Genomic DNA, 25,532 nt, shown 5'->3' on the forward strand with positions numbered 1-25,532 from the left:
TTTATTTTACACGATTCTAACGCAATCGAGAACAAAATACTATTGTACTTTAGTACAATGATCGTAAGAGGCTTATCGAGGGGAACGAAGGGAAAAAGTTAGAGAACAAGTGCTAAAGCCAAACGATCTTTAGCACCCGTTTTTTCAAAGATCGAACTTAAATGTGCTTTGACCGTTCGCTCGGTAATTCCTACATGTAAAGCGATTTCTTTGTTGCTCAACCCCTTTTTCAGTAAAAGTGCGACTTCTTGTTCTTTTTGGGTTAAGCGTTTTAAAAGAGGATGGCTCGAAGGCGTGATCGTTTTTTGCGTACTGAACGTGCGGATCATCGTTTGAATAAACTCGGGATAAAGCCAAATATTACCCGCAGAAACGCTTTGATAGATCTCATACAAATGAATCGGAGCCATATGCACGTTTCCGTATGCTTTGATACCCAACGTCAGCCATTTCGAGCCTTCTTCATACGTCGGCATAGCACTAAAAATCACGACATGTACACAAGAATAGTGATCTCGCAAAGAGGCTAAAAGACGTTCAATGTCGGGTATCGTACGATTGCGCGTGTCGATAAAAAGAAGCATAGGAGAATCGTTTTTTTGTAAAAAATCGTACAGTTCCGCTTCAAGCGAAAAGCTACATGTCACTGTTTTTGACGTACGAAACGCTTCGTTCCATGCGTTGAGTATCAAGGCGTCCGAAGAATAGAAAACAACCATTTACCGCTCCCTCAACGCATTGTGTTTTGCCTTTAAAATCGGTTTTAAAAGGTAATCCAAAACCGTTTTTTTACCGGTTAAAATATCGACCGTCGTCGTCATACCGACCATTAATTCTAGCGGTTTTTCTCCCGTTCCCAGATGGTTTTTATCCGTTTTAATGTGTACGAGATAATAACTTTCGCCTTTATCGTTCGTAATCGTATCGGCACTAATAAAAACAAGCTTTCCTTTCAGTCCGCCGTAAATCGAAAAATCGTAAGCGGTAAATTTCACCGTGGCATCCAAGCCCAAGCGTAAAAAAGCAACGTCTGAAGGTTTGACTTTTGCTTCGATGAGCAAGGTATCTTCCGTCGGTACGATTTCTAAAATATCCATGCCCGGTTTGACGACGCCGGAGACCGTATTGACCAAAAGTTGCTTGACCGTTCCATCCACCGGTGCTCGAACTAAAGTGCGTTGAACCCGATCTTCCAAGCTGGTTTGGAGTTCTTGAAGCCGCGACATTTCGGCGATAGCTTCGTTTAACTCTTTTTTGGCCTTATTTTGAAATTCCAACTCTGCTCCGGCAAGCTTGTTTTGCGCTTCTTGAATCGCCGATTGCACTCTGGGGATCGCTAATTTTGATGCTCGCAAATCGCCTTGAATCGTGCTTGCCTGCCGCTTAAGCTGTAAAAACTCCATTTCGGAAACCAACCCTTTTTTAACCAAAGGTGCCATAATATTCATCTCTTTTTGCACCAAATCGTAACTGTTTTGCAGTTGCGCTACTTTGGATTCCAATTCGGAAAGTTCGCTATTTTTTTGCTTCATTTGCTCTTGAAGAATTTGAAGCGTTTTACCGAGCTGCTCATGATTGGAGTCGTATAAACTCCTTTCATACTCCATCTGTTTTCGCATCTCTTCACTAGGATTTTCAAGCGGCGTAAACGCGTTTCCGCTCGATTCGGCTTCCAAACGAATCGATTTGGCTTTAAGTTCGATATAACGAAATTTATTTTCGCCGAACGAACCGACGAAGTTTTTGTCGTCGATTTTCAATAAAACCTGTCCCTTGGTTACATGATCGCCCTCTTTGACCAAAATCTCCGAGACGATACCGCCTTCTAAATTTTGAATGACTTGAAGTTGTTGCGAAGGGATCACTTTGCCTTCGCCGCGCGTCAATTCGTCTACTTCGGCGATACTCGCCCAAACGATCAGCCAAAAAAGCGCAACGGCGATAACCCAAAGCATTTTACGAGACGAATTGGGAACTTTTTGTAAAACGGCTTCGCTCAGGCTCGACATAAACGCCAAATCACGTTCATCGTATTTTTGTTTCATGAACGCCCTCCTTGCAGTTGACGCAAGACGTCCTCTTTTTTACCGTCAAGCAATACTTTGGCGTTGTCGATGACGATTAAGCGATCGACCAAATCGAGTAGTGCCATCTTATGCGTAATGACCAATGTCGTTTTGTTTCCGATATTTTCCTGCAATAAAACCTTCATCCGACTTTCACATGTACTGTCCAAAGAGTTGGTCGGTTCGTCCAAAAGCATAATCGGCGTATCAAGCAAAAAAGCACGCGCCACGGCGATACTTTGCCTTTGCCCTCCCGAAATTCCCTCTCCCCGCTCCAAAACGGGCATATCAAAACCCAAAGGATGGCTGTCGACAAACTCGTCCACGCCTCCTATTTTAGCGGCTTTTAAAATCGTTTCGTCGTCGACGTAAGGGGCTTTGTAAATAATATTATCGCGTACCGTGCCGTAAAAGAGCACGACGTCTTGCGGTACGTATCCGATATTTTTACGCAAATCTACCGAATCGATTTGATTGATGTCGATACCGTCGATTAACACCGAACCGTTATCCGGTGCATATAAACCCAAAATCAACTTTTCAATCGTCGTTTTGCCCGAACCGTTACGCCCTAAAATACCGACTTTTTCCCCCGCTTCAATTTTAAACGAAACGTTTTCTAAGGCATTCTTCGTGCTTTCGGGATAAGCAAACGACACATTCTTAAACTCGATTTTACCGTTAAATCGCTCGCGTCTGACAAATTTTTTACCGCTGGGTCGCTCGACGGGTAATTTCATAATATCGTCTAAGGCTTTATAGGCCGTACGCGTCTGTTCAAAACTGGCGATCAACGCGGCAACTTGCCCCATAGGCGCAATCGCACGCGAGGAGAGAATAACCGCGGCGATCAATCCGCCCATCGTCAATTCCACTTCTTTGATCATGTAAACACCCAAAACGACGACGGCAATCGTGTCGAGTTGAACTAAAAACGACGTTACGGTCGTAATGGAGTTAGACAGAAGTTTCGATTTGAGGCTTCTTTGCGCTATTTCGCCGCTGGCTTCTTCCCATTTCCACTGTGCATGCCCGCCGGCAGAGAGGGCTTTAATCGTCTCAAGCGCGTTCAAACTCTCGATGAGAATACCGTTTTTAATCGCGGAAGCTTGGTACGTACTTTCGATGCTCTCTTGCATCGGCGTTTTGATCATGACCGTATAGCCCAAAATCATTAACATCAAGACGATAGGGACGATCACCAAATATCCCGCTATAAAATAAGTCGTTAACAAAAAGATAAATGCAAAAGGCAGATCAATCAGTGCCACCAAAGTCGACGAAGTCAAAAAATTGCGAATCGAATCGAAATCGCGTAAATTACTCGCAAAGGCTCCTACCGATTTCGGACGGGACGCCATCTTAAGGTCCATCACTTTTTCAAACAAAATAGAAGACATGATCACGTCGCTTTTTTTACCGGCGATTTCTAAAAAATAGGCTCGTAAAAACTTCAAAACGATGTCCAATACGTAAACGACGAAAATGCCTAACGCTAAAACCCAAAGCGTCTCTACGGCGTTATTCGGAATAACGCGATCGTAGACGTTCATCGTAAATAAGGGGCTGGCAAGCACGAAAATATTGACGACCAAAGAAGCGACGACGACGTCGATATAGATCGATTTGGAACGTTTAATCGTTCCCCAAAACCAACTGTGCGAAATCGTATCTAAAATTTTATTGCGGCTTTCGTTGGCGATAAACTCTTTTTTCAACAGAAAACAAAAACCGGCATACTCTTGCGACAAGGTTTCCACATCGACCCAGTTTTCGCCTTCGGGAAGATCGGGATGAATGATTTTTGCACGTTTTCGATGGGTATCGAAACTTTCTAAAATGCAAGCCGAACGATCTTTCAGCACCAAAATACACGGTAACACCAAAGAAGAAAGCTCGTCTAAAGGCTTTTGCGCTAAGCGACTGACGAAACCCGCACGTTTTGCGGCACGCGAAAAAAGCGATTTAGCACCGCCGTGAATCGAAAAAAGTTCAATCGAATTAATGCCTTTTTCAATCGGAAGCCCGGCAATCAGTGCTTCGGCACTGTAAGGCACGTTATAAAGTTTCGTAAAAAGAACCAAACACGATAACAAAGGATCTTGCGTATACTCTGCATGTTGCGAATTCATCGTTATCCTATCAACTGAGGCTCGGCAATAAAACTGCCTTGAATATACGCAATGCCCATTTGCGCTAATTTTTCTTTTTGTTCAACCGTTTCGACGTTGGTAGCGATCACTTTAATATCCATACTGTCCGTAATAATCGTTAAAGAACGTTTCACCGAATCGCTTCCGTTTTCACTGAATAGATCCAATAAATACGACGTCTGCATTTTGATATACGCCGGATTGATCGATTGAATCGTCCTTAAACTCTCGTGCGTAATCGCGAAATTATCCATCCCGAATCCATATCCCATCGTTCGAACGAATTTAGAAAACTTCACCAAAATTTCCACCGGCATGTCCACTAAACTCGGCATCTCAAAATAGAGGGAGGAAATACCGATTTGCTTAAAACGTTCTACGCTCTCTTCAAGCCACGCCCAATCGTTACTTTGCAAGAAAATATCTTTTCCTAAATTAATACATACCGCCTTGGCGACAAATGCTTTTTGCGCTAACACTTCATAGGTTCGTTGAATCACGTAATGATCCAACCGTGCACCTAGCTTCAACTCCGTAATCATCGGCATAAAATACCCCGCATTATGCAAATGCCCGTTGTAATCTTCCAAACGTAAAAAAAGCTCGCTTTGAAAAACCGTATCGTAAGTCTGAATATCGACCACGTTTTGATACGCCAAACGAAACCGTTTTTGCTCCATCGCGTTTTTCAGTTCTTGCGTCCATGCCTCTTTGCCCAAAACCAACTGCTTGTCGCTCGCTTGTTCGGCAAAACAATTAATCGTAAATGCTCCTTTGGCTTTCGAGGTCGTCAACGCAAAGTCTGCTTTAGAAAAGAGCTCTTTCGCATCCGCATGCGCGTAATACCTTGCATAGCCGATATTGATGTAATGCTCTTTTTCGTTAAGATGGAATCGTCTCGTCACGTCTTGTAACATGGCGCGAATTTCGTCGCATAGAACCTCAAACGCTTCTTGAGAGGAAGCCGGCGCTAAAACGGCAAAATCGGTTTCGTTGAGTTTTGCGCTGACATACTCTTTTTGGTTGCAAATCGCCTGTCTAATACACTCGGCCGTCTCTTTGATAAACGCTTCGCTTTTTTGATACCCTAAGGCTTGTTTGAGCCGCTCGTAATCGTTCAACGAAATTAAAATCAGTGCGCCTTGCGCGTTTTTAGCTTCCGAGGAAAGATACTCCTGCAACTTGATATTGAAATACCGACGGTTGTACATCTTTGTGACGGTATCTTGGTATAAAAGTTCATGGTATTTTTTCAGTGTTTCGGACTCTTTTTCAAAAATCTCTTTGACTTTTTTAATCATACTATTCATCGCAAAAACGACGTTTTTAAGCTCCGTCGTAAAAGGAATATCGTTTTGGAAGATAAAATCGCTCTCTAAAATAGCTTCGGCTTGCTCTTTGACGCGTTTTAAAGGCTTTAAAATCAACGTTAAAATAATCTGTAAGGCAAAAAATCCGACAAGAGTTACTCCCGCAAAGAGCATTAATACGTCTTTAAAAATCGTCCATAATTGGCGGTAAGCATGTCCGCTATTGAGCTGAACCGATAAAACACCGTAAGGCGTCCAACCGAGCATAATTTGAGAAGTCGCCACGGGCGGCTCGACTTTGACGTAGCGAATAAACCATGCCGGAACGTCGGCAACCACGACCTCTTGTACTTTTTCAACCAAAATGTGATGATCCATACTTTCTAAAGTGATTTTTTCGTAATAACCGCTATCGAAAACCGAATTAATCATCGCTTCCGCCGTCGACGTATCGTCCAAACTTGCAACCGAGCTGATCGAAAGACCTAAAGAATTCGCCGTATGAAGAGCATCGGTGTAAGCTTGCTCTTTAACGTACTCGTTGGAGCTGAGAAAATTAAACCACATAACACCGCCGAAAATCAGCGTTTGCAAGATCGATAAAACAATAATTATCTGTTTAAAAAGCGTCATAATCCCTCTTTTCTGATTTTATCTACCAAGTCATACCATTTTTTGTTTTTTTCCATACCTGAAGGTACGATCTGTCCTAAGCCTTGTTGTTTTGCCAAATAAAGCGCATCGCCGTTAAAGCTGTAAACGGGAATAAGATCGTTGCGCTTCGTCGCCGGCAAAATGGTTCCGTTAATATTGTCAAGAACCAAAGGAACGGAAGTCGGCGTCTCAAAATAGGTTAAAACCATATGCGCTTGCTGGTATTTTACTGCTTTAACGTACGTAAAAAAAAGTTTGTCGCCGGAAATGCCCAGCTGTTTGAGCGTAAAATATTTGGCGATAACGAAATCCTCGCAATCGCCGGCACCCTTACCGATGAATTCCATCCGTGTCGCCCAGTAATCTTTTTGATGCCAAATCTCCTCATCGGAGGCAAAACGCATACGATTGAAAAAATCGTTGACGTGTTCTAGCTTCTGCGCCTCCGGTGCCTTTTGAAGTGTTTCTAGCAATTGATTCAAAGCTTCCAAGCGTTTTCTTGCTTGTCCGCCGTAGAGTCGTTCTATCTTTTGAAAAATTTCTTGTGCGAAAAATTCCGTACCCGCATAGAGTGCCAGCACGATCCAAAAGATAAAAAAGACGATTTTTCCGTGCATCTTTACCTCTTAGGCGTTGGATTACATGTCATATCGCCTACTTTGATTTTAAAAGGAGACACTGCGTGCCGAACAAATCGGAATGCGATAATTTTGTGCAAAATCGGGATCAAAATAAGCGGTTAAAACGCCCATATTGTCCAATAAACGGTATTTAGCGTACAACAATGCCGCTTCGGCTTCAACAAGGGCTTGACGTGCCGAATTATACTCGCCTTCCGCATCCAGAAGGTTAATCAACTCGCGCTTACCGATCGCAAACTCTTGTTGGTACGACTCTAGCGTCAATTTACTGTAATCGCGATGTTCTTTCAAAAAAGCGATACGCTTTTGCGTCGACGTATAGCTTTCCCACGAAAATTTCACGCTTTCGGTTAAATCTCGTATCGTACCGGAAAGTGTTTCTTGTTCTTGCACTTTTAAAACGGCGTATTTTTCTTTCGTTAAAACGTCGCTTCCTTTGTTGTAAAGATTATAACGAAGCTTGAGCAAAGCTGAGACACTCTCGTCTCGTCCGTTATTACCGTCTACATCGTGCCCGACGGTACCGGCAACTTCAAAGTCGAGTTTGGGGTAAAATGCCGCTTTGCTTCCCTCATACAAGGCATCGGCAAGTGCGATATTAGCTTCTTGGACTTTCACGGAAGGGTTGCACTGCAAACTTTTTTCTTTAATTTTTTCAAAACTAGCGGGCAGTTCAAGCGTCATAACAGGTTTGACCAAGGCATCCGCTTCGACTTTTTTCCCGTAAAGCTTTTCAAACGTACTCACGGCGTCTTTATAATTATTCTCTTGCGAAATCAAATTCGATTGCGCCAACGTATAACGACTTCCCGCTTGTTGCGTCTCGGAAATGCGACCGAATCCACCATCGGAACGCTCTTTGATTTGTCGGTAAATCGCTTCGTGCGTTGAAACGCTCTCTTTTGCCAAATCGATCAATTCTTGTTGCTTGAGCAAGGAGATATAAGCATTGACGTACGCTAAAAGTGTTCGATCGGCTTTCTCGCTCACACCGAATGCGGCAGCTTCAAGCCTGCTTTTTTGCTGCTTAATGGCACTTTCGGTCGCGAAACCGTTGAAAATATTTTGATTGAGAACCAAAGAAGTTTGATCCATAACGTTACCTTCACGTTCTTGTTTCGTCGCACTGTTTTTAATGCTTTGATGCCCGTACGAGCTCTCAACGTCCAAGGTGGGTAAATATCCGTTTTCTGCGATATTGAGCTCTTTTAATACGCCGTTGTAAGCCTCTACGCTCTCTTTGACTTTCGGATTGGAGGATAAAATCGTTGTAACACCCTCTTCCAGTGTTAAAGAAAAAGCTAAAATAGGGGAAACAAGCGTGAAAAAAAGTACTTTTAAACCATTCATCCCGTGCTCCTTTTGAGTAGTATAAGCAATTTTTGTTACGAAGTTGATACGGTTTTGACACTAAATTGTAGCATATTAATGATGTGAGTTACAAGGCACCATTAGGATTATTAGTATTTTTAAGTTTTTTATCCCGCAATATTTTGACGATTAAACGCTGAACGCCAACTCCAGAACATTGACCGATCATGGCGTTTGAATTGACATGTACATGTAAAGGTTACAAGGTTTATCGGATTGAAGGATTCTTTCCGAATTGCCGAAAAAATAACCCCATGATATGCAAAAGATTAGAAAAAGAGCTTTATGCGAAAAATGAAGCGGAGAGTTTGAATTTTAAAGGGCATCGCTCACCTTTTCATACGACGGAAGCGAACGTCAAAAGGTGAGCGAGGAGACGATGAGGGCTTAGCGTAGTCTGTTGTTCAAAAGATTGATGAGAGCATCTGAAACTCCCGCAAAATCCAAAATGCGCGTTCCGCCGAATTTTTTAACGAAAGCTTCGGCTTGTGCTTTCGTACTAAATGCGGGTAAATCGTCGCCCGAGATACTGGTTTTACTCGAGCCGTAAACGAAGTAAGCCTCTTGTGCGATGATTTTTTCCATCGTATCGTAATCGGTTACGTAAATTTGCATATCTTCTTTCGTGCGAATGACGTATTCGGGCCATCGCGAAGATTCGAAATAAAACTCAAACATCGATTTGGGGCTTGAAAAATAAAGATGTTCACCGCTTCTTAACGTAATAGTCGAAGCCCATTCGGGGTGTTGGTAAATCTGAACTTTACGAATCAGACACTGCGCGTCTTTCGGGATGTCTACTTTTGCGCCGAACAACGCGCTCAAAGTCACTAAAATTAAACAAAGCTTTTTCATCATGTAAAACTCCTAGATAAGATCGTTTTTAGTAAAAATTTTAAAACCTAAAAAGGCGAAAAGTAACCCCAAACACACCGGATACGCAATCGAAAACAAGAGAAAATAGACCAATTTTACGTTATCGAGAATGTAAAATGCCACCGGTCCCATGACGGTGAGCTCCGGATCAAAAAGGCTAATCGCAGCGACTCTAAAAACTTCCATCGGATTGACCAGAGCAATCGCGATGATCAGCTCTTCGCTAAAGCGATTTTGCATCATTAAACTGATGAGAATAATATCGATAAACGCTAAAAGAAAAATCCAAACGAAAAACGAAAGCCCTAACGCGACTTCCGAAGATTTAACGCTCGAAGAGATTAAAAAAGCAATGCCCAAAAAAGCAGAGCTTAACGCAAACAATAGACCCGTATAGAAGAGAAAAAGCGACCACGGAATGCTTGCCCCTTTAAGTACGCCGATCAACAGTGCCAACACCATGGCAAAAAAGACCGGTAGAAAAACCGTCGCAAACCGCCCGAGAATCTTTCCCCAATAATAATGCGACAGCGAAAGAGGAAAGGAGAGCATGTATTCTAAAATGTGATTGTCCCTATCGCCCGAAATGGAGCGTACCGTCGTAACCAAAATAAAAATCGGCAAAATCACGATCGTGATTTGGATATACATCAGCAACAACCTGCTCAAACCGCTAAATCCCATCACTTGGGACTCCGTAACGCCGGCGACGAAAAAGAGCGCGATCAAACCGCCGAATACCAACGAATAGACTAAAAACCATCGTGCGCGAAGAGACTCTTTCATATCTAAAAGAGCAATTAAGACTAAATTTTCCATACTATTTTCCTAATAATTTTTTACGAATTTTCGGGTCGCTCATCGTTTCGCCGCGAAGCATGCGAAGGCGCATTTCATCAAACGTTATCCTATTGTCTCCTTCTTGTTCGTATGCCCCGAAACCGTAATGCATCGGAGTCTCGTCGATTACCGAATAAAAAGCGCGTAACGCGTCGACGTATCGGTTCGTATCGTTGCTAAAAACCCACATGTGAACCGTTTGAGGCTCGACGTTTTGTGCTTTCATCCACAAAACGGCGCACCCGACGTCGTCGAAAAAGTAAGTTTTTGCGTTTTGAATAATTTGCGCCGTGTGCTTCTTCCCGACAAGGTACATGTGACATGTCGGACATTGAACCGTATTGTCTTGAAATGCTAAAGGCACTCCTTCAGGGTTTTTGCGATCCGTCGGCAATTGATTTTGGGTACGCAAGTAGCCGAACAACGCACCTAAACCCAACAAAGGCGTTAGGATTAAGATCGATAAGGCTATACGACGATTCATAACCATACTCCGTTTTTAAGATAGTATGCGAGCGGATACGCCGAAATCGACACGACGTATGCGGTATTGAAAAATCCCGAAAGCCTCCAATACCGATAAGGAATCGTATGCGTGATAGACGCTAAAAGCCCTCCTCCTACGGCACAAAACGTACCCGTAAAGAGCATGATATACAGGCCGTATCCCACGTAATAATACTCTTTTTGCAAAAGGCAAAACGGACAACGATGCGTCGGTAGTTCGTAAACGTACGTGCTAAAGAAGACGATCAGGGAGATTAACGCAAAGATCAAAAACAGCGTATTGCTCACGATCACACCTGCCGTGCTCTTCAACCAAAGCGCGATCAAGCTTACCGTGTAAAAAAGATAAAAGATACCGACCCAGACACGAGCATCGACGTTAAATAAGAGCGAAAGCGACGCGCTACTGCTCGCCGCGGAAAAAAGCGTGCCGCAACAGCTGACGATTTTACTGACGTCTAAGCGCGTGAAAAAGCCGATTTCCAAAACGATTTCGGCAAAAAGAGGCACGCAAAGCAATGCGAAAAGGATTAATTTCAGCCGCGTATACGCTAAACGGACGTGCGACGCATCTTCGGTATGAAGCAGAAGCCAAAAACCGAAACCGTAAAGATTAAAGAGTTTGAAAAGCGTCAAATCCAGTCCGAAACCGACCGAATTTACCACGCCGCTTGCGCACATCGCACCCGTAATCACGGCGGAAAGCTTATCGCAGGTGTAAATGAAAAAGAGAAACAGCGGAAGCTTAAGCACGAAAATATACTTGATAATGACCGCAACTAAAGTGCTCTGTTTCGTCAAGCGATACTGCAAAGGCGTCGAAGCAGCGTAATCCCATCGATACGCGATGCGCAGGCTAAGAACCAAAGCCAGCGTTCCCAAACCGAGAAAAATAACGTCAAGCGTCAATAAAGCGATGATCTCCGGCGTTAAAGTCATGGACGTAGCACTCCGTGATGCAACTCGATCGTTTGATCCACAAAATCCAGATCGAAAAACAACGGATCGTGGGTCGCTATAACTAAAGTGACGCCTTCGTGTTTCAACGCGCGTAACTCTTCGATCAACGAGAGCGAAAGCTTACGATCCAAATTGGCGGTCGGTTCGTCGGCCAATACGATCATGGGATTGCGAACCAACGCCCTAGCGATTGCCGTGCGTTGTTGTTCTCCGCCCGAGAGTCGATGAACGTACATGTGAGCCTTGTGGGCAATACGGCATCGCTCCATCGCCCGTTTGGCTTTTGCTTCAATGACATGTAAAGGTATATTTTCCGGCACCAAAGGCGTCGTTACGTTTTCTTGAACGCTTAAATACGGAATCAGATGAAATTTTTGAAAAATAAATCCGATACGTTCGCGACGCATTTTGGCACTGAGGCGTTCGGGCATTTTTGAAATTTCCTCTCCCGCGACGACGATGCTTCCGCTTGTCGGTTGCGCCAAGCCTGCGATCAAAGAAAGCAACGTACTTTTACCGCTACCGCTGGCTCCTTTTAAAAGAACGCATTCGCCTTGCGCTACGTGCAAGGAAACATGAGACAGTGCTTGCACGCACTCTTCTGCTTGCGTAAACATTTTGCTGACGTTTGAGACGACGATCATCGTAACACCTCATCCGCATCGACGATAGACGTACGCCACGCCGGAATTAACGTTGCGGCAATATACACGGGCACGCTCAGCAAAAACAGTAACACTATCATTGAACTAGAAAGCGTATAAGGCAAGGCAAAAGGCGGTTTTAAAGCGGAATAGCCCGTAAAAATAGCGCGCAATAGCGGCGCTTGCAAAGCATAAACGTAAAACAACGCCGTAGCCAAGCCGAAAAGAAAGGCTCCAAGCGACAGGATAAAACTTTCAAAAAATTTCTCTTGAAGCACCGTATCGGTGTCCCACCCGAGTGCCTTTAAAATGCCGATCTCCTTTTTTTCTTCAGAACTTAAAGCGTTGGATTTGTCGTATACGATGATAAAAAAAGCAAACGCACACACGCAAAACAATGCAAGAAAAAAACCGCTTTTGTAGTCGAAGATGTTTTGATAACTCACGCGAATATCGTCCCTCGTTACCACACGTAGATCGGGAAATTTTTCGATAATTTTTGCGACGATCGTCGGAATTTCACTGACGTTTGCCGAAACTTTCAACACGATATCGGTGGCATCGGAAGCATTCATTCCGAAAATTTCATACGCCGTTTGTTTCGGCAACACGATCAAATCATTCGCCTCCAAGGCAAGATCGGAGTGAAACACGCCGGCAATACCGACTTTTTTCGTTTGTCCTTCGGGTGTGATAAAATTGAAAAAATCGTTATAGTAATTCTCGCGCAAAATAGTTTTGACGCCTTCTCCGACGATCATCGTCATAGCATGCGAATGTTGTTGCGTCCAATCAACATCTTTGATCAAACGCGCCATCGTAGCCGAATACGGCTCTTCATAGGCATCGAGTCCGACGACGGAAAAATTGACGCCGGCGGGTTTAAAATAGTAATATCCCCAAATACGCGGCGTCACGGAACCCACTCCTTGAATTTCCAATAAAGCGTCGACGCGACTAACGGGGATTGGCGTTTGCCTGCCCGCGACGAAACGTTGTAAGGTCATGTCCGGTAACGTTTTGAGCGTAGCGTTCAATTCCGATTTGATCGATTCGGCGATCATTAAAACCGAAGAGAGTATAAAAATCAAAAAACTCAAAATAAAAAAGATAAAAAAGTTCTTGCCGAAGCGGCGAAACAACGAACGAACGGCATACTCTAAAAGAAGCCAGCGAAAGCTAAAAAGCATAGTCGATCCTTGAGGGTTGCGCTAAGGGCGTATAACGGTAAACAAACGTCGAGGGAAAATACTCCAACAATTCGGGGGATTCGTTAAAGTACGCAAAAACGTCGCTGATACTTCGATGGCGTACGTAATGCGCTTCGCAAACCAACGCCAGATCGCTCAATCCTATGAACGAACTCAGAAGTTCTTTGCGCGCCAACATTTCGTCGCTCCCTAAAAGCGTGTGTGAAAAATAGAGATTTTGCACGAAGCAAAGCACGCCTAAGCCGATCAAAAACAAAACGATTCGAGCCGTGCTTTTACCTATCATACTATTTTCCTATTTGAATGACACGCCCGGTCAACTCCGTAAAATCAACGATTTCTTGACCTTCTCGTATCTCGTCTTTATGTACATGTGCACCGAACCCGTAAGCCATCGGCGTGATGTTTTCCGTATCGTAAAACGCTTTACGCGCATCGATCCATTCGCCGGTTTTCGCATCGTTCACCCAAATAACCGCCTCTTCGCTCCATGCAATCTTGCTTTCTTTAAACCATAAAACGACGCAACCGATGTCGTCGAAAAAATAACGTCTGCCGGTATGCGGATTGATCGTTTGGGCGGAAAATTTTCGATCGCTTAAAACCATCTTACACCGTTCGCACATGTCACGATCCCAATGAACGGGTTTGGCACTCAAATCGATTTTCGTATCGCATCCTAAAAGAAGAAAGAGACTTGCGATCATGCCCAATGCGTTTAAGAGTACGCTAGCGTTTTTCATCGCTAATGACCTTTCCAAAATCCATATACAATTCGCGATTGACGATCGACTCCATCTCGTCGATACGATGCGTGACAAAAAGCGCAATGCGCGCATGGCGTTCTTGGGTTAGGAGCCTGTAAAAATTATCCCGTGCTTTCGGATCTAAATTGGCGGTAGGCTCGTCGTAAATCATAATGTCGCTTCGACGGGCCAAACTAAGGGCGATCAACATTTTTTGCTTCATACCGCCGCTTAATTTAAAAAACGATTTCGTCAGATTGGCTTCGATATCGAGTTCCATCTCTTGCGCATACTTCCAAATCAACGCTCGATCCGTATGTGTACTTTTGCAAACGTATTGAATCAGCTCCTCCAAATTGAGCTTGATCGGAGGCGGAAGCTGCGGAACGAAACTGATATGATTTAACACGTTCGTGCGCTCCGTGATCGGATCGAAACCGTTCACGCGAACCGAACCCTTGTCGGGATGGTAATAACCTAAAATGAGGCGAATCAACGTCGTTTTTCCGGCACCGTTGGGACCCATTAACGCGATACAATCGCCGTCTTTGATGGATAACGATACGGCGTCCAAGGAGAGCGTATTTCCAAAACGTTTGACAAGATTTTGAATGTCTATCATACGAGCGACTTTAAGCGAAATGTATAATTTAAAGCGTCTTGATGGCATACGTCGATACAGCGTCCGCACAACGTACAATCGGCGTTGGTAATGACTTGCTTTGTGATTCCTTTTTCGATGCGCTCTTTATCGTATTGCGGTTTGGTCAGCTCTAAGATATGGCTTTCGAAGCAAACGTCGTGACAGACCATACAATGATCGCAACGATCGTTCCACTCGACACGCGTCGCACTCACCGTTCCGATCATACCGTACGTCGTTCCGATAGGACAAACATACTTACACCATGCGCGTCTTGCAAAGAACACTTCGATGCTAAAGACGATTGCAACCCAAATCAGGGCTAAACTCCACCCGTACGCAATAAAGCGGCTTAAAATACCTACGACGTTAAAGACTTCAAAGACCAAATACCCGCTTGTAAACGCCAAGAGTAAAAAAATCGCCCAAAAAGCGTATTTGATGCGATGATCAAAGGTTCGCTCTTGAATGATTTTTTTTTGTACAAGCATCGTGTGTAATTTTTCGCCGATTTCACTGAGCAGTCCGTAAGGGCAAACCCAAGCACAATACGTCCGTCCGCCGATCAGTAAATAAGCGATCACGATCGTCGTCGTTCCGATAATCATATTGATCGGCATATGGTACGTTGCGACAAAAACTTCCAACGTCGTAAAAACGTCGATTAGATGAAATCCTAGAAAGCGAGACCCGCTGAGCGTTCCTTCAAGCGTTTGTATATCGACTTTAAACGATAGAAAAAACAATAAATGAATACTAATGATCGCCGCCCAACGTTTTGCACGAAGGCTCAAACGCTTTTTACCTTGATTGTCTACGGTATAAAACGTCGATCCAAACGTCGTTTTGGCTATCGTATTACGATCTTGATATTTGTTCATCGGATCTCCTTTATTTGGACGCCGCTAGTTCTCTGGCTTTAAATTCGCCGATCTCGTATGCAAGTTCCTTCAAATCGCTTTCGCTCAGATTTAAAACCGCACCTTTCATAATCGGATTCGTACGCGTACCGTTTTTATACTCTAAAACTTTGGCGTAAAGGACATCTCCGCTCTGTCCGAAAAGCGGTAATCCCACCGCGCCTTTGCCGTCAATTCCGTGGCATGAAGCACATTTGCGTTTGAAATTGTCGCTGACCTTAAAGGTTGCTACGTTACCGGCTTTTTCTTTGAGAGCTTTGAGCTTTTGGGCTTCACTCTCTTCTTGCGTCGGTTGTTTTACCCCTTGCGACGCGTCGGAATTAAATGAAACGCTATTGGTCTGCGGAGCGATATTTTCGATGATTTTGTTACTCTCGCCGCCTTGGAACGCTCGACCTTGGCTTAGGGTATACGCCATCAATCCTACTACGATAACGGTAATGCCGCCTACGATGCTATTTTTCATTGTCGTCTCTCTTTTATTTTTTTGATTTGTTGATTAAACGTATAAATTTCATCCGCTAAGGCTTGAATTTGTTTATCGTCTAACTGTTTGACGAGGTCTTTCATCAAAGCATTCTCTTTTTCGCCTGTTTTATATTTTTTGATCGTCTCGGAAATATAAGCACTGTCTTTGCTCAATAACGAAGGTCCGATAATCCCGTTGGCATAATCGTCGTGACATGCGGAACATTTCACCATAAACTCTTTACTGAGTTTGCTGACCAAAAGGCTGATTTCGACATGTTCGTACGGGCTACGTACGTTTAATGCCGCGCCCGTAGGCGTATAATTTTTTTCTTCTACGCTTTGAGCCGTTTTTTTATCTTGCTGATAATCGTAATAAAACACTTGGCTCGTATTGGCGTCGTGTTGTTTCAATGCAACTTTGTTCACTTTATAGTCGGCATTTTCTTCCACTTCGATCGCTCCGCTAGCCGTGCTACGAGTGTGCTCTTTTGGCGTCTCTTCTTTTTTTTGATCGCAACCGCTCAAAACGATGAGCCCTAAAAATACCGTTAGAAATATGCGATATTTCATCCGCCCTTTCCCTCCCCGTAATAAGATGCATAACTTTCCCTCGGTTTGACGACGATCGCGGGCGTTAATGCGGGGCAAAGTTCTTCGCATGCTCCGCACCCGACGCAACCGCTTTTGACGATCGGTCGTACCGTACCTTCTTTTTCAACCATCTCGATCGCGCTTAAAGGGTTGGGAAGCGGACACATGTCGGCACAAATCGTACAAGGCTTCCCTTCCAACGAGGCTAATTTTTTCAAAAGTTCTTCTTCAACGTCTCGCGTATGCGGATGTTTGGAAATCACGCCGGCATGTCCTTGGGGAACCGGTTTTTTTTGCAAAGCCAAACACGCTTCCGGAAACGCCAATACCGCAATACCCATTTTGACGTCTTCGGGTTTTTCGGTGTGATGGTCCAACGCTCCGGTAGGACATGCCAAGACGCAAGGAAGCGGACCGCACAAATAACACGCACGGTTTCTTGCTTCGATATAAGGCGTCCCCATACCGTATCCTTTCGCAAAATCCGCTAAATGAATCGAGTGGTACGGGCAAACTTGCAAACACTGTCCGCATTTAATGCACAGTGCCAAAAAGCGATCTTCCTCGACGGCTCCGGGCGGTCTTAATCTTGCTTCGTGCGCTCTTAAGTAAGGAGTTCCTAGTATTCCTCCGCCTAAGGCCAATCCTAAAACGCCTAAGGTCGAGTAGCTCATAAAGTCTCGTCGTGATTGTTGCGCCATAATGTCTTTCTCCTAATGGTTCGTAAATTTTGGTTTTTTATCTTCCAAAAGAAAAATAGGCTCCGAAAAAGGAGCTAACTTTGATAAAAAATTGAGCAACGTTAAAACGGGCGAACCGTAAAAAAACTTCACGGAAGGGTTGTAAGTCCATAACTTATCAGCATACTGATAAACGCGATAAGCGTTATCCCCATAACCATCCATATTCTTATCAAAACCTTCATAGTTATCCCAGTAATTCATCGAAAATTCGTTTTTAAACTCTTGCTCGTTTCGCGAATCGTTGACGATATCTTCAATATTGCCCACAATGCTGTTTTCCGTAACCACGTTATTTTCGCACAACGAATGAAAATGCATCGCTTCGGCGTTATACATGATCTTATTGTTGCGAATAAAATTGTGCGTATCGGGTTCAAAAGGCGACCGATCGATATACAGACCTTGCGAATTGTAAATAATCGTGTTATTTTCAATCGTAAAATTGGTCGCATCTTTAAATCCGATACCGATACCCGTAGCACCCACTGCGCTTTTAACGACGTTACCCGTGGCAATCGTATCGTTGGAATACATAAAGAAAATCCCCACCGAATTGTATTGGTACACATTATTGTGAACGTAATTTTTACCCGCATACATAAAGTGCAACGAATAACGACCGTACTCGCCGAGGTTCTCTTCGATCGTATTGCCGTGCGAATACCACACGACCATATCCCGTGATCGATAAAGATGATTTTTACGTACGATATTGTCGTTGCTGTACCATAACCGAATTCCGTCTCCCCGTAATCCGAGGTCGTAGTCTTTCGACGTAATATAGTTATTTTGAATCAACGAATTGTTGGCGATTTCCATATTGATGCCGAGCAACGAGTCCAAAATCGTGCAATTGCTAACCTCGCATTGCGAAACGGCACCTTTGCTCGCATCGCCGTTAATATTAATCGCCGCGTCTAAAACGTCGGCACGCTCTCCACTGTTTCGAAGCGTCAGATTTTTTAACGTGACGTAAGAGCTTTGAATCGTCACGATGCTTCCCGCACCCAACCCGTCAATAATGACGCCTTCTTCGACGCCGATCAGGCTGATGGGTTTTTGAATGACGATATTGCCTTCGTAAACGCCTGCTTTTAATTTGATGATCGAACCTTCTTTGGCATTGTCGATCGCGTCTTGAATCGGATTTCTTCGCGTCTCTTTGATCGGTCCGGTATAAACCCTCGCTTTGTCTTGCGCTTGGACGTCGTAAGAAAACGTCCCGTCCGCGGCATAAAGCGATACGATGAAGCTTACGATCAAAAAGAAATATCGCATTATTGTGCCGCTACGCTTTTTTGTTCTTTATTCGCTTTATTGCGCGCGATGAACGCCAACAACGAAAAGAGGCTAATAAGAACCAACAGATAAAATCCGATCGTCGGATACGAATGCGTCGTAAATTGAGCGACCTTGCCGTCTCCGAAAACCGTCGGCATAAACGGTTTAATTTTAAAAGCACCCCAATCGTGGAGGTTATGCCCGAACCAATAGAGCCAATACGAATAATCGGCAATAAACAAAAGCGGCAAAGAGACGGGAATCAGCATCAAATAATTGAGAAATTTATGGTTATACGCTATAAAATAGACCATAATCAAGCTCAACAATAAAAGCGCGTAAATACCGATTTCACGCTCCAACGTTCCGCCCGTCCACATCGGATCCATACCGATATAGTGGTTAATCGTATTCATTTCATGCACTTCGCCGCTAAACCCGTCAAAATGAAAATACACGGGGATCCCTTCGGGAAACGCTTCTTTAGGATAGTTGGGAGCTTCCAAAGAGACAAACCAAATCGGCATGGAAGCGACGCCGATTTCCGAAGAGGTCGCAATCATCTGGTCGAGATCGTTATGCGCCTTTTTAGGAGTCGTCGTACTTTTATAGCGTCCTTGATTGTAAAGATTCCAAATCACTTTTGAGAACGAATGAATTTCGTCTTTATGCCCTTCGTCGATTTTATTTAAAACGCCGTGAAAGCCGATCATCGGAAACGTAAACGAGAACGTTAAAACGATGAGCGCGAGTGCGGCGAAGATCGTAGATTTTTTATAACTTGCGTGCATATACTACTCCTTAAATAACCTTATTTAGACGTTTGAAAACCTAACATGTAAATAAGATTATATGCTGATGTCTTCGGTTTTACCTTGATACGCGTCAACGAATCCGCAAGCGAAAGCTTTTACTCTCGCTTGCGAAACGCATTACGCGCCGCTAAAATAAATTAGCGTTGCTGTCAACCCATTTCAAATACTCGATGATGTTTTTCACTTCTTCATCTTTCATATTTTGATTAGGCATCCTTAAGTTAAAGAAATCGATCATCGCTTTAACGTACGGCTCGTCAAATTTCGGTTTCGGATCTTTGATAAACTCGGCAACCCATTTCTCACCGTTTTCATGGCGTCCTAAAACACCCGTTAGATCGGGACCGGAGCTTACTTTACCGATGACGTGGCAACCGGAACATCCGCCTTCATTGAAAGCCGTTTCGCCTTTTGCCGCGGCAGGGCTTTGTTTGGTTGCAACAAATTTGACTAACAAATCTTTCGCACGAATACCGACATCCGCCGTTTTAACCATATACTGCCAAATCATATTTTCAAACAGAACCGCTTTTTCGAGGTCGCCTTCTTTAACGGCGGCATCGGATAGTTTTTTCTGCTCGGCGATTTTGCCGTATTGATCTAAGGCATCGTTCACGAGGTTTTTAACGACGTCGTGTTTTTCATAATGGTTGTCTTTCAAGAACTTCACGACGCTTTGAATAACGTCATCCGTCGCCTTGTTGGTCGCAACCGTTTTATCGTACTCGGCTTTCAATTGCTCTTTTGACATGGTTGCCATTTTGAGCTTTTGAACGCTGTCGTATTTTTTATTAGGGTCTTTGACCATCAAGTAACCCATCATTTCAAGGTGTAACGCCGAACAAAATTCCGTACAGTAGTAAGGGAAGACACCCTCCATATCCGCTTTGAATTTGATGCTGGAAGTTTTACCCGGTTCAACCGATGCGTGAACGTTGTAGTTATCGATCGTAAAACCGTGCGTTTCGTCTTCGGCTCTTTCAAGGTTCGTGACGTAGAACGTTACATTATCGCCTTTGTTGACGGTAATTCTCTCAGGATTGATGTGCGATCGAACCAAGGTGGCATAGACTTTAACGTCGCTACCGTTTCGCTCGATTCTCTCTTGTCCCGCAAGGGTTTTACCTTCATGAACCGTATTCGTTCGCGTATTGGTTCCCATCTCGTAGCGTACTTCGGGGTTGAGTTTGCTTGCACGAATTGCAACGGCATCGTGCGGCTCACCCAACGGAATCGGCATATCGACGAGCATATCCATTTTACCGCCGCGAATATCGATTAACTGATGATTTTGCGGGTGTAACGGACCGACGTTGTTAAAGCGATCGATGGAAAGTTTGTTCAACGCGATGATATATTCACCCTGAGGATCTGCCGTATTGCTCTCCATACCGCACAAGTGACCGATATTGTAGTGGACGTTCACGCGATCCAATACTTTTAAAGTCTTAAAGTTCCATTTTACGACTTGTGAATCGACGTACAAGGAAGTATAAATCTCGCCGTCAACGTTCGAATATTGGTTATGCAAAGGTCCAAGACCCAACTCGACTTGCCCGTGTAACGCTTTTTTCATATCTAAAATAGGAATACCGTAAGGATCTTTTCCGGCATACTCTTTATTTTTGATCAAGTTTTGAATCTTGGAAAAGCTGTAAACGGAAGCATGCGTATCTAATTTACCGCAAACGACGATATACTCGCCGGTCGGGTCAACGTCAACGCCGTGCGGAGATTTCGGTTCGGGAATCAAAAACAACGCATCGTTTTTGATCGCGATATCCATAGGAACGACGCGATGATTGTTAACGATTTTGACGTTTTTAGGGTCTTTCGCCAACTCTGCAAGTTTTTGCCAATTATAGACATGTAAGTAGTCCGTATCGTTACGGCTCATACCCGCTTCGTTCGGCGGCATACCGACTTCGATACCGCCCGTATACATTTCGGAGTTAAACGAGTTGGTAAAACCCCAACCGTGGCTCACTTTTTTACCGGCATCGCTTAAGTCTTGCATGTAAGGCGGAAGCTCGATGGTGTAGGAGTCTTTTTCTTGAATACGCCCTTTCTTAGGGTCGAATTTCCACATCGTTACGCCGCCGCGGTAGGTCTCTTTATAGTCTTCGATCGGATGGTAATCGTTGTCGAAAGGAGCCGCATATTGTGCCGCTTCGATAATCCATTCGGAATCTTGCGTAAAGAAAGAACCGCCGTGCTCAGATTTAAAGACGGGATTGACAACGATTTGTTTGGTTTCAAAATCGTGCAAATCGATGACTGCAATACGAGGGTTGGCTTTGTCGTTGACGACCAACCATTTACCGTCGACTTTAGCATCCGTTTCGGAAAGCGAAGGGTGGTGCGTGTCGCCCCATGTAATATCTTTGCCTCGGATTTTTCCTTGAGCGAGGACTTTTTTACTCTCCTCGTCAAATCCATATCCCTGCCAAGGTTCCGGAGTAAAGACGCCGATATACTTTAAAAGTCGCATCGACGGTACGCCGTACACCATAATTTGCCCCGATTGACCGCCGGAACTAAAGACCAAGTACTTGTCATGGACTCCGGTCGGATTGTAGGTTTTAGCCGCACGAACGACGTCCGCTTCGCTTAAACCTTTTTCTTTCATAACCTTGTCCAAGGCACTTTCGGTCGCAGCAAACGAAACTGTCGCACCGAGAGCTCCGATAAGAGCAAGCGAAGAAAGAAGTTTAAAACCTTTTTCCATAAATTACCTCCTTTGTTGATGTTCATATTAAATCCTTTACAATGACGAACGGTCATTTAACAAAAATTTAATACTTGAGTTAACTCTGAAAGTTTATACTATTGTCAGTTTCTTTTCAGTCGCTAATAAAAAATATAAAAAACAATGTTAATTATTTAAATATGTGTCAATTTAAGAATTAACTTATTTTTTGGGCAGTTGAATGGAGAAAGTAGCTCCGTTTTCACGGTTATACGCGTTAATCAGACCATGAAACTGGTTTTCGATAATCAGCTTTGACATGTAAAGACCAATCCCCGTAGAAGGTTTAATCTTGTTGCTGTGGAAAGGTTTAAAGATGTCGCCGATATGGGCTTCTTGTATGCCTCCCGCATTATCCGAGATGCTGATAAAAACGTCTTTCTCGTCACATGTAAGCGTAATGTCGATATGCGGATGTTCGATAGGAAGGTTTTTAAAGATGTCGATACTGTTTTGGATAATAGACAAAATGACTTGCGCTAAGCTATTGGAATTGCCGTAAACCGAGCTTTCGTCCAAAAGATTCTTCGTAACGCGGATCGCATTTTGCCGAATCGAAGAGTCTAGAAGGTTGAGTGCTTGAACGATGGAAACGTTCGGCGAAAAAAGCGTACTGTCGGTATGTTTATAGAAATTTTCAAAGTTGGTAATCGTCTCGGACATAAATTGAATAATCTCTTCGTTCTTTGCCGTCTCCTCGATAAGATCGGGATCTTTGAGTTTGTTGCGAATATACATACAATTAAAACTAAGCTGCGCTAAAGGCTGTCTCCATTGATGGGCGATAATGGCGATCATCTCTCCAAGAGCCGCGAATTTAGACTGTTGCATCATAATTTTATCTTTGAGCGTCTCTTTGGAAATATCTTGAATACTGATGATAATTAAAACGGCACTGTGTTGCCCGCTGGTTGCGATGGAAAGGCGAATGGGAATTAAATCGCCGTTTTTATTGACGCCCTCGATGGTTTTAACCTCCTCTTTATTTTCGATGGCGAGAATGTCGCGAAGCGTTACTTTTCGCGTATCTTTCGTTAACATGTGCATATAGCGCATCGGAATCGCTTTATCGAAAAAGAGTTGATCAAGCATCTCTTCTTTGGTGTATCCGAAGATTTTTTCTGCCATTTGGTTAAATGTTTTAACCCTTAGTTGGTAATTGAGTGTAATAATCGCGTTACTATTGGACTCAATAACGCTATTGGCGTAATCTTGCTGCCTGAAAATTTCCTGCGTAAACTCGATGATCTTTTTATTGGCGGGTCTAAAAATGAAAAGCGCTTCAAAAAGAAGCGTAATGAGCGTGAAAATAAAAATATAAAACTCTACGTTTTTGAGCTTAATCGTCGTCTCTTCGGTCGTTTTCACGTAAACGGCGGTCGCCAAATCTAAAGCTTCTAAGAGTTTTTGCGCATTTTGTAAGATATACGTAAGGCTTCGCCCGTCTCGGTTTTCTTCAAACCGCTTGGCATGAAACAGATACGCCTGAACGTTTTTATCCAATTTATACGGTTCGTCGAAATAGATTTTTTTCAATTCATCCGTCATCGGAAACGAGATGAGCAGTTGATGCGCCTCTTCCATCGCGGCGATATTGGTGCGCAGATTTTCCGTTTTATAGTAAATGGCGAACAAAGCGATTTGTTGCGAAAGCATCCCTTGTTTACTGCTTAAATTAATAATCTTTCCGTCGTTGGATTGGTTGCTGATAAGATGGTTCATATTGTAATAAGCAAGAACGGATAAACAAGCGATAATCAAAAGAGCTACGATGTATCTTCGCGTAAAACTAATCGTTTGAGTCATACTAAAACCTTCATTTTTGAGAAAAACCGACGGGTTGTTCGTCAAATATTATAGCTATCTTTTTGATAAAATCGTGTTACAATTAAATCAAAAGCATCAAATCGCTTCGCCATAAGGAACGTTACACATGTTAGATAATCAAAAATTGATCTTAAAAAATAGCTCTATTTTATTAGCCGAAGATGAAGAAAATCTCCGCAACAGTTTTAAAAAAGTTTTACTGCTTTACGTGAAAGAAGTCTTCACGGCCGCCAACGGCGAAGAGGCGTTCGAAATTTATCAAAACCATCGTCCCGACATCGTCATTACCGATGTTAAGATGCCCAAGCTCAACGGCTTGGAGCTCATCAAAAAGATACGTAAAGAGAATCAAGAAACGCCGATCATCGTGACGAGTGCCTATACGGATAAAGACTTATTGTTGGAATCGATTAAACTATCGTTGGTCGATTATCTGGTCAAACCGATCAAAGAAAAAGATTTGATCGCGTTGTTGGAAATTAGCGCGGACGTTTTACTCCAAAAGGTCAAAACCGTTGTAGCCATCGATGAACGTAACGCCTACGATTACCAAAATAAACAGTTAATTCAAGACGCCCAAAAAATTAGCTTGACGCATAAAGAAGTCGAATTTTTAGAAATTTTATTGCAACACAAAGGCAATCTCGTGACACGTCAAACCTTGGAAGACAAACTCTACGTTTATGAGGAAGCACCGCCTTCGGCTTTAAAAAATCTTGTCTTTAAATTACGCAAAAAAATAGGTAACGACGTCGTTCAAACCGTCGGAAACTTAGGATATACGATTAAAGATTAAGCTTTATCCTTAGGTGCTTAGCGACTCAAAAGAAACTCGCTATGGTATAAAATGTCACTCTATGATGAAAAAAATATAAAACAAACAATCACATGGAGGAAATTAAGGATGAAAAAGTTATCGACGGTTTTTCTACTGCTCGTAGGAACATCGCTTGCACTCAACGCCGCGGATGGAGAAGCTATTTATAAAAGTAAATGCTTTTCCTGTCACGGCGATAAAGCTTCCAAAGCGGCTTTAAATAAATCTCAAATTATCGCAGGATGGGATGCCGCTAAAATCATCGCATCGCTTAACGGATATAAAAACGGCGAAGGCGGCCCGATGAAAGGCGTTATGAAACCGATCGCAAGTGCGCTTAGCGATGACGAGTTGAAAGCGGTTGCTTCGACGATCGCCTCTTACAAATAAGAAGATTCGGTACGTTGCGACCGAATCTTACCGCATGGTTGAAATTTTAAATCTAGCATTCGCATAGGTTTCTTTCAAAACCGATTTTACCGCCAAGCACCGTAGGCGCGCTGGCTACCAAAAAGTTCAGCGTTAACATAGCGTAAAAGCTTTGCTTTACATGTAGTTTATTTGATCACGAAAGGAAAACAGGATGGCTGTTGAAGAGAGCAGACGAGACTTTATCGGCATGGCATTCGGCGGTTTTGCAGCGGCAGGGGGCATTGTGGCTCTGGGCGCTATGAAGAAGACTTGGGATCCGCTTCC

At 43.5% G+C, this 25,532-nt stretch carries 26 protein-coding genes; 3 read left to right on the forward strand and 23 right to left on the reverse strand.

Going from position 1 to position 25,532, the window contains the following annotated elements; translation table 11 throughout:
* Positions 1-98: 98 nt before the first annotated feature.
* The 23 genes from OA34_RS10300 to OA34_RS10410 all read right to left on the reverse strand — a co-directional run bounded on the left by OA34_RS10300 (position 99) and on the right by OA34_RS10410 (position 23,998).
* Positions 99-719 (reverse strand): response regulator transcription factor, encoded by a 621-nt coding sequence (locus OA34_RS10300; RefSeq protein ID WP_286682986.1) that lies wholly within the window; start codon positions 717-719, stop codon positions 99-101.
* Entirely contained in the window at positions 720-2,045 is a 1,326-nt protein-coding gene (locus tag OA34_RS10305; protein WP_039675034.1) for an HlyD family type I secretion periplasmic adaptor subunit, read from the reverse strand. It abuts the gene before it with no gap.
* Positions 2,042-4,198, reverse strand: a complete 2,157-nt coding sequence (locus OA34_RS10310) for a type I secretion system permease/ATPase (protein WP_039675035.1) — start codon at positions 4,196-4,198, stop codon at positions 2,042-2,044. The genes OA34_RS10305 and OA34_RS10310 overlap by 4 nt, the downstream gene beginning before the upstream one ends.
* Positions 4,199-4,200: 2 nt before the next feature.
* The gene (locus OA34_RS10315) at positions 4,201-6,162 is read right to left on the reverse strand and encodes a bifunctional diguanylate cyclase/phosphodiesterase (RefSeq protein WP_039675037.1); all 1,962 of its coding nucleotides are present in this window, start codon (positions 6,160-6,162) and stop codon (positions 4,201-4,203) included.
* Positions 6,159-6,800 (reverse strand): transglutaminase-like cysteine peptidase, encoded by a 642-nt coding sequence (locus OA34_RS10320; protein WP_039675039.1) that lies wholly within the window; start codon positions 6,798-6,800, stop codon positions 6,159-6,161. The genes OA34_RS10315 and OA34_RS10320 overlap by 4 nt, the downstream gene beginning before the upstream one ends.
* Before the next feature lie 48 nt (positions 6,801-6,848).
* Complete coding sequence (locus tag OA34_RS10325; protein WP_286682987.1) at positions 6,849-8,174, reverse strand: TolC family outer membrane protein; 1,326 nt, start codon at positions 8,172-8,174, stop codon at positions 6,849-6,851.
* A 408-nt stretch (positions 8,175-8,582) separates the two neighbouring features.
* A complete protein-coding gene (locus OA34_RS10330) occupies positions 8,583-9,053 on the reverse strand; it encodes a nitrous oxide reductase accessory protein NosL (RefSeq protein WP_039675041.1) in 471 nt (156 codons plus the stop codon).
* 9 nt (positions 9,054-9,062) lie between these two features.
* Positions 9,063-9,890 (reverse strand): ABC transporter permease, encoded by an 828-nt coding sequence (locus OA34_RS10335; protein WP_039675043.1) that lies wholly within the window; start codon positions 9,888-9,890, stop codon positions 9,063-9,065.
* Position 9,891: 1 nt separating this feature from the next.
* Positions 9,892-10,395 carry a hypothetical protein gene (locus OA34_RS10340; RefSeq protein ID WP_039675045.1) on the reverse strand — a complete coding sequence of 168 codons (504 nt, stop codon included), beginning with the start codon at positions 10,393-10,395 and terminating at the stop codon, positions 9,892-9,894.
* Positions 10,392-11,357: a hypothetical protein gene (locus OA34_RS10345; protein ID WP_039675047.1), complete on the reverse strand. Its 966-nt coding sequence runs from the start codon at positions 11,355-11,357 to the stop codon at positions 10,392-10,394. The genes OA34_RS10340 and OA34_RS10345 overlap by 4 nt, the downstream gene beginning before the upstream one ends.
* Complete coding sequence (locus OA34_RS10350; RefSeq protein ID WP_039675049.1) at positions 11,354-12,022, reverse strand: ABC transporter ATP-binding protein; 669 nt, start codon at positions 12,020-12,022, stop codon at positions 11,354-11,356. The genes OA34_RS10345 and OA34_RS10350 overlap by 4 nt, the downstream gene beginning before the upstream one ends.
* Positions 12,019-13,212 (reverse strand): ABC transporter permease, encoded by a 1,194-nt coding sequence (locus tag OA34_RS10355; RefSeq protein ID WP_039675051.1) that lies wholly within the window; start codon positions 13,210-13,212, stop codon positions 12,019-12,021. Before OA34_RS10355 ends, OA34_RS10350 begins: the two co-directional genes overlap by 4 nt.
* Positions 13,202-13,519, reverse strand: coding sequence for a hypothetical protein (locus tag OA34_RS10360; protein ID WP_286682988.1), 318 nt, complete (start codon positions 13,517-13,519; stop codon positions 13,202-13,204). The genes OA34_RS10355 and OA34_RS10360 overlap by 11 nt, the downstream gene beginning before the upstream one ends.
* A gap of 1 nt (position 13,520) precedes the next feature.
* A complete protein-coding gene (locus tag OA34_RS10365) occupies positions 13,521-13,976 on the reverse strand; it encodes a hypothetical protein (protein ID WP_039675053.1) in 456 nt (151 codons plus the stop codon).
* Positions 13,963-14,601 carry an ABC transporter ATP-binding protein gene (locus tag OA34_RS10370; RefSeq protein WP_039675055.1) on the reverse strand — a complete coding sequence of 213 codons (639 nt, stop codon included), beginning with the start codon at positions 14,599-14,601 and terminating at the stop codon, positions 13,963-13,965. The genes OA34_RS10365 and OA34_RS10370 overlap by 14 nt, the downstream gene beginning before the upstream one ends.
* Positions 14,598-15,503 carry a NapH/MauN family ferredoxin-type protein gene (locus OA34_RS10375; RefSeq protein WP_039675056.1) on the reverse strand — a complete coding sequence of 302 codons (906 nt, stop codon included), beginning with the start codon at positions 15,501-15,503 and terminating at the stop codon, positions 14,598-14,600. The genes OA34_RS10370 and OA34_RS10375 overlap by 4 nt, the downstream gene beginning before the upstream one ends.
* 10 nt (positions 15,504-15,513) lie before the next feature.
* The gene (locus OA34_RS10380; RefSeq protein ID WP_039675058.1) at positions 15,514-16,008 is read right to left on the reverse strand and encodes a c-type cytochrome; all 495 of its coding nucleotides are present in this window, start codon (positions 16,006-16,008) and stop codon (positions 15,514-15,516) included.
* Entirely contained in the window at positions 16,005-16,583 is a 579-nt protein-coding gene (locus OA34_RS10385; RefSeq protein ID WP_039675060.1) for a hypothetical protein, read from the reverse strand. Before OA34_RS10385 ends, OA34_RS10380 begins: the two co-directional genes overlap by 4 nt.
* Positions 16,580-17,278: a 4Fe-4S dicluster domain-containing protein gene (locus OA34_RS10390; RefSeq protein WP_231964766.1), complete on the reverse strand. Its 699-nt coding sequence runs from the start codon at positions 17,276-17,278 to the stop codon at positions 16,580-16,582. The genes OA34_RS10385 and OA34_RS10390 overlap by 4 nt, the downstream gene beginning before the upstream one ends.
* 39 nt (positions 17,279-17,317) lie before the next feature.
* Complete coding sequence (locus OA34_RS10395; protein WP_082709179.1) at positions 17,318-18,625, reverse strand: nitrous oxide reductase family maturation protein NosD; 1,308 nt, start codon at positions 18,623-18,625, stop codon at positions 17,318-17,320.
* The gene (locus OA34_RS10400; RefSeq protein ID WP_039675064.1) at positions 18,625-19,419 is read right to left on the reverse strand and encodes a hypothetical protein; all 795 of its coding nucleotides are present in this window, start codon (positions 19,417-19,419) and stop codon (positions 18,625-18,627) included. The genes OA34_RS10395 and OA34_RS10400 overlap by 1 nt, the downstream gene beginning before the upstream one ends.
* A 151-nt stretch (positions 19,420-19,570) precedes the next feature.
* Positions 19,571-22,171 carry a Sec-dependent nitrous-oxide reductase gene (gene nosZ / locus OA34_RS10405; RefSeq protein WP_039675067.1) on the reverse strand — a complete coding sequence of 867 codons (2,601 nt, stop codon included), beginning with the start codon at positions 22,169-22,171 and terminating at the stop codon, positions 19,571-19,573.
* Between the two features lie 183 nt (positions 22,172-22,354).
* Complete coding sequence (locus tag OA34_RS10410; protein WP_039675087.1) at positions 22,355-23,998, reverse strand: sensor histidine kinase; 1,644 nt, start codon at positions 23,996-23,998, stop codon at positions 22,355-22,357.
* Positions 23,999-24,125: 127 nt separating this feature from the next.
* Between OA34_RS10410 and OA34_RS10415 the strand changes: the two genes are divergently transcribed.
* The 3 genes from OA34_RS10415 to OA34_RS10425 form a co-directional block, all read left to right on the forward strand.
* Positions 24,126-24,815 (forward strand): response regulator transcription factor, encoded by a 690-nt coding sequence (locus OA34_RS10415; RefSeq protein ID WP_039675069.1) that lies wholly within the window; start codon positions 24,126-24,128, stop codon positions 24,813-24,815.
* A gap of 108 nt (positions 24,816-24,923) precedes the next feature.
* A complete protein-coding gene (locus OA34_RS10420) occupies positions 24,924-25,226 on the forward strand; it encodes a c-type cytochrome (protein WP_039675071.1) in 303 nt (100 codons plus the stop codon).
* 193 nt (positions 25,227-25,419) lie between these two features.
* Positions 25,420-25,532, forward strand: a 113-nt coding sequence (locus OA34_RS10425) for a twin-arginine translocation signal domain-containing protein (RefSeq protein ID WP_039674296.1), incomplete at its 3' end; no start/stop codon positions are given.

Source organism: Sulfurospirillum sp. MES, from assembly GCF_000789415.1.
In the GTDB taxonomy this organism is placed as follows: domain Bacteria; phylum Campylobacterota; class Campylobacteria; order Campylobacterales; family Sulfurospirillaceae; genus Sulfurospirillum; species Sulfurospirillum cavolei.

What these genes read in the sequence shown, in the direction of transcription:
- OA34_RS10300 (WP_286682986.1), bottom strand. Translation starts at nt 719, where the DNA reads ATGGTTGTTTTCTATTCTTCGGACGCCTTGATACTCAACGCATGGAAC.
- OA34_RS10305 (WP_039675034.1), bottom strand. Translation starts at nt 2,045, where the DNA reads ATGAAACAAAAATACGATGAACGTGATTTGGCGTTTATGTCGAGCCTG.
- OA34_RS10310 (WP_039675035.1), bottom strand. Translation starts at nt 4,198, where the DNA reads ATGAATTCGCAACATGCAGAGTATACGCAAGATCCTTTGTTATCGTGT.
- OA34_RS10315 (WP_039675037.1), bottom strand. Translation starts at nt 6,162, where the DNA reads ATGACGCTTTTTAAACAGATAATTATTGTTTTATCGATCTTGCAAACG.
- OA34_RS10320 (WP_039675039.1), bottom strand. Translation starts at nt 6,800, where the DNA reads ATGCACGGAAAAATCGTCTTTTTTATCTTTTGGATCGTGCTGGCACTC.
- OA34_RS10325 (WP_286682987.1), bottom strand. Translation starts at nt 8,174, where the DNA reads ATGAATGGTTTAAAAGTACTTTTTTTCACGCTTGTTTCCCCTATTTTA.
- OA34_RS10330 (WP_039675041.1), bottom strand. Translation starts at nt 9,053, where the DNA reads ATGATGAAAAAGCTTTGTTTAATTTTAGTGACTTTGAGCGCGTTGTTC.
- OA34_RS10335 (WP_039675043.1), bottom strand. Translation starts at nt 9,890, where the DNA reads ATGGAAAATTTAGTCTTAATTGCTCTTTTAGATATGAAAGAGTCTCTT.
- OA34_RS10340 (WP_039675045.1), bottom strand. Translation starts at nt 10,395, where the DNA reads ATGAATCGTCGTATAGCCTTATCGATCTTAATCCTAACGCCTTTGTTG.
- OA34_RS10345 (WP_039675047.1), bottom strand. Translation starts at nt 11,357, where the DNA reads ATGACTTTAACGCCGGAGATCATCGCTTTATTGACGCTTGACGTTATT.
- OA34_RS10350 (WP_039675049.1), bottom strand. Translation starts at nt 12,022, where the DNA reads ATGATCGTCGTCTCAAACGTCAGCAAAATGTTTACGCAAGCAGAAGAG.
- OA34_RS10355 (WP_039675051.1), bottom strand. Translation starts at nt 13,212, where the DNA reads ATGCTTTTTAGCTTTCGCTGGCTTCTTTTAGAGTATGCCGTTCGTTCG.
- OA34_RS10360 (WP_286682988.1), bottom strand. Translation starts at nt 13,519, where the DNA reads ATGATAGGTAAAAGCACGGCTCGAATCGTTTTGTTTTTGATCGGCTTA.
- OA34_RS10365 (WP_039675053.1), bottom strand. Translation starts at nt 13,976, where the DNA reads ATGAAAAACGCTAGCGTACTCTTAAACGCATTGGGCATGATCGCAAGT.
- OA34_RS10370 (WP_039675055.1), bottom strand. Translation starts at nt 14,601, where the DNA reads ATGATAGACATTCAAAATCTTGTCAAACGTTTTGGAAATACGCTCTCC.
- OA34_RS10375 (WP_039675056.1), bottom strand. Translation starts at nt 15,503, where the DNA reads ATGAACAAATATCAAGATCGTAATACGATAGCCAAAACGACGTTTGGA.
- OA34_RS10380 (WP_039675058.1), bottom strand. Translation starts at nt 16,008, where the DNA reads ATGAAAAATAGCATCGTAGGCGGCATTACCGTTATCGTAGTAGGATTG.
- OA34_RS10385 (WP_039675060.1), bottom strand. Translation starts at nt 16,583, where the DNA reads ATGAAATATCGCATATTTCTAACGGTATTTTTAGGGCTCATCGTTTTG.
- OA34_RS10390 (WP_231964766.1), bottom strand. Translation starts at nt 17,278, where the DNA reads ATGAGCTACTCGACCTTAGGCGTTTTAGGATTGGCCTTAGGCGGAGGA.
- OA34_RS10395 (WP_082709179.1), bottom strand. Translation starts at nt 18,625, where the DNA reads ATGCGATATTTCTTTTTGATCGTAAGCTTCATCGTATCGCTTTATGCC.
- OA34_RS10400 (WP_039675064.1), bottom strand. Translation starts at nt 19,419, where the DNA reads ATGCACGCAAGTTATAAAAAATCTACGATCTTCGCCGCACTCGCGCTC.
- nosZ (WP_039675067.1), bottom strand. Translation starts at nt 22,171, where the DNA reads ATGGAAAAAGGTTTTAAACTTCTTTCTTCGCTTGCTCTTATCGGAGCT.
- OA34_RS10410 (WP_039675087.1), bottom strand. Translation starts at nt 23,998, where the DNA reads ATGACTCAAACGATTAGTTTTACGCGAAGATACATCGTAGCTCTTTTG.
- OA34_RS10415 (WP_039675069.1), top strand. Translation starts at nt 24,126, where the DNA reads ATGTTAGATAATCAAAAATTGATCTTAAAAAATAGCTCTATTTTATTA.
- OA34_RS10420 (WP_039675071.1), top strand. Translation starts at nt 24,924, where the DNA reads ATGAAAAAGTTATCGACGGTTTTTCTACTGCTCGTAGGAACATCGCTT.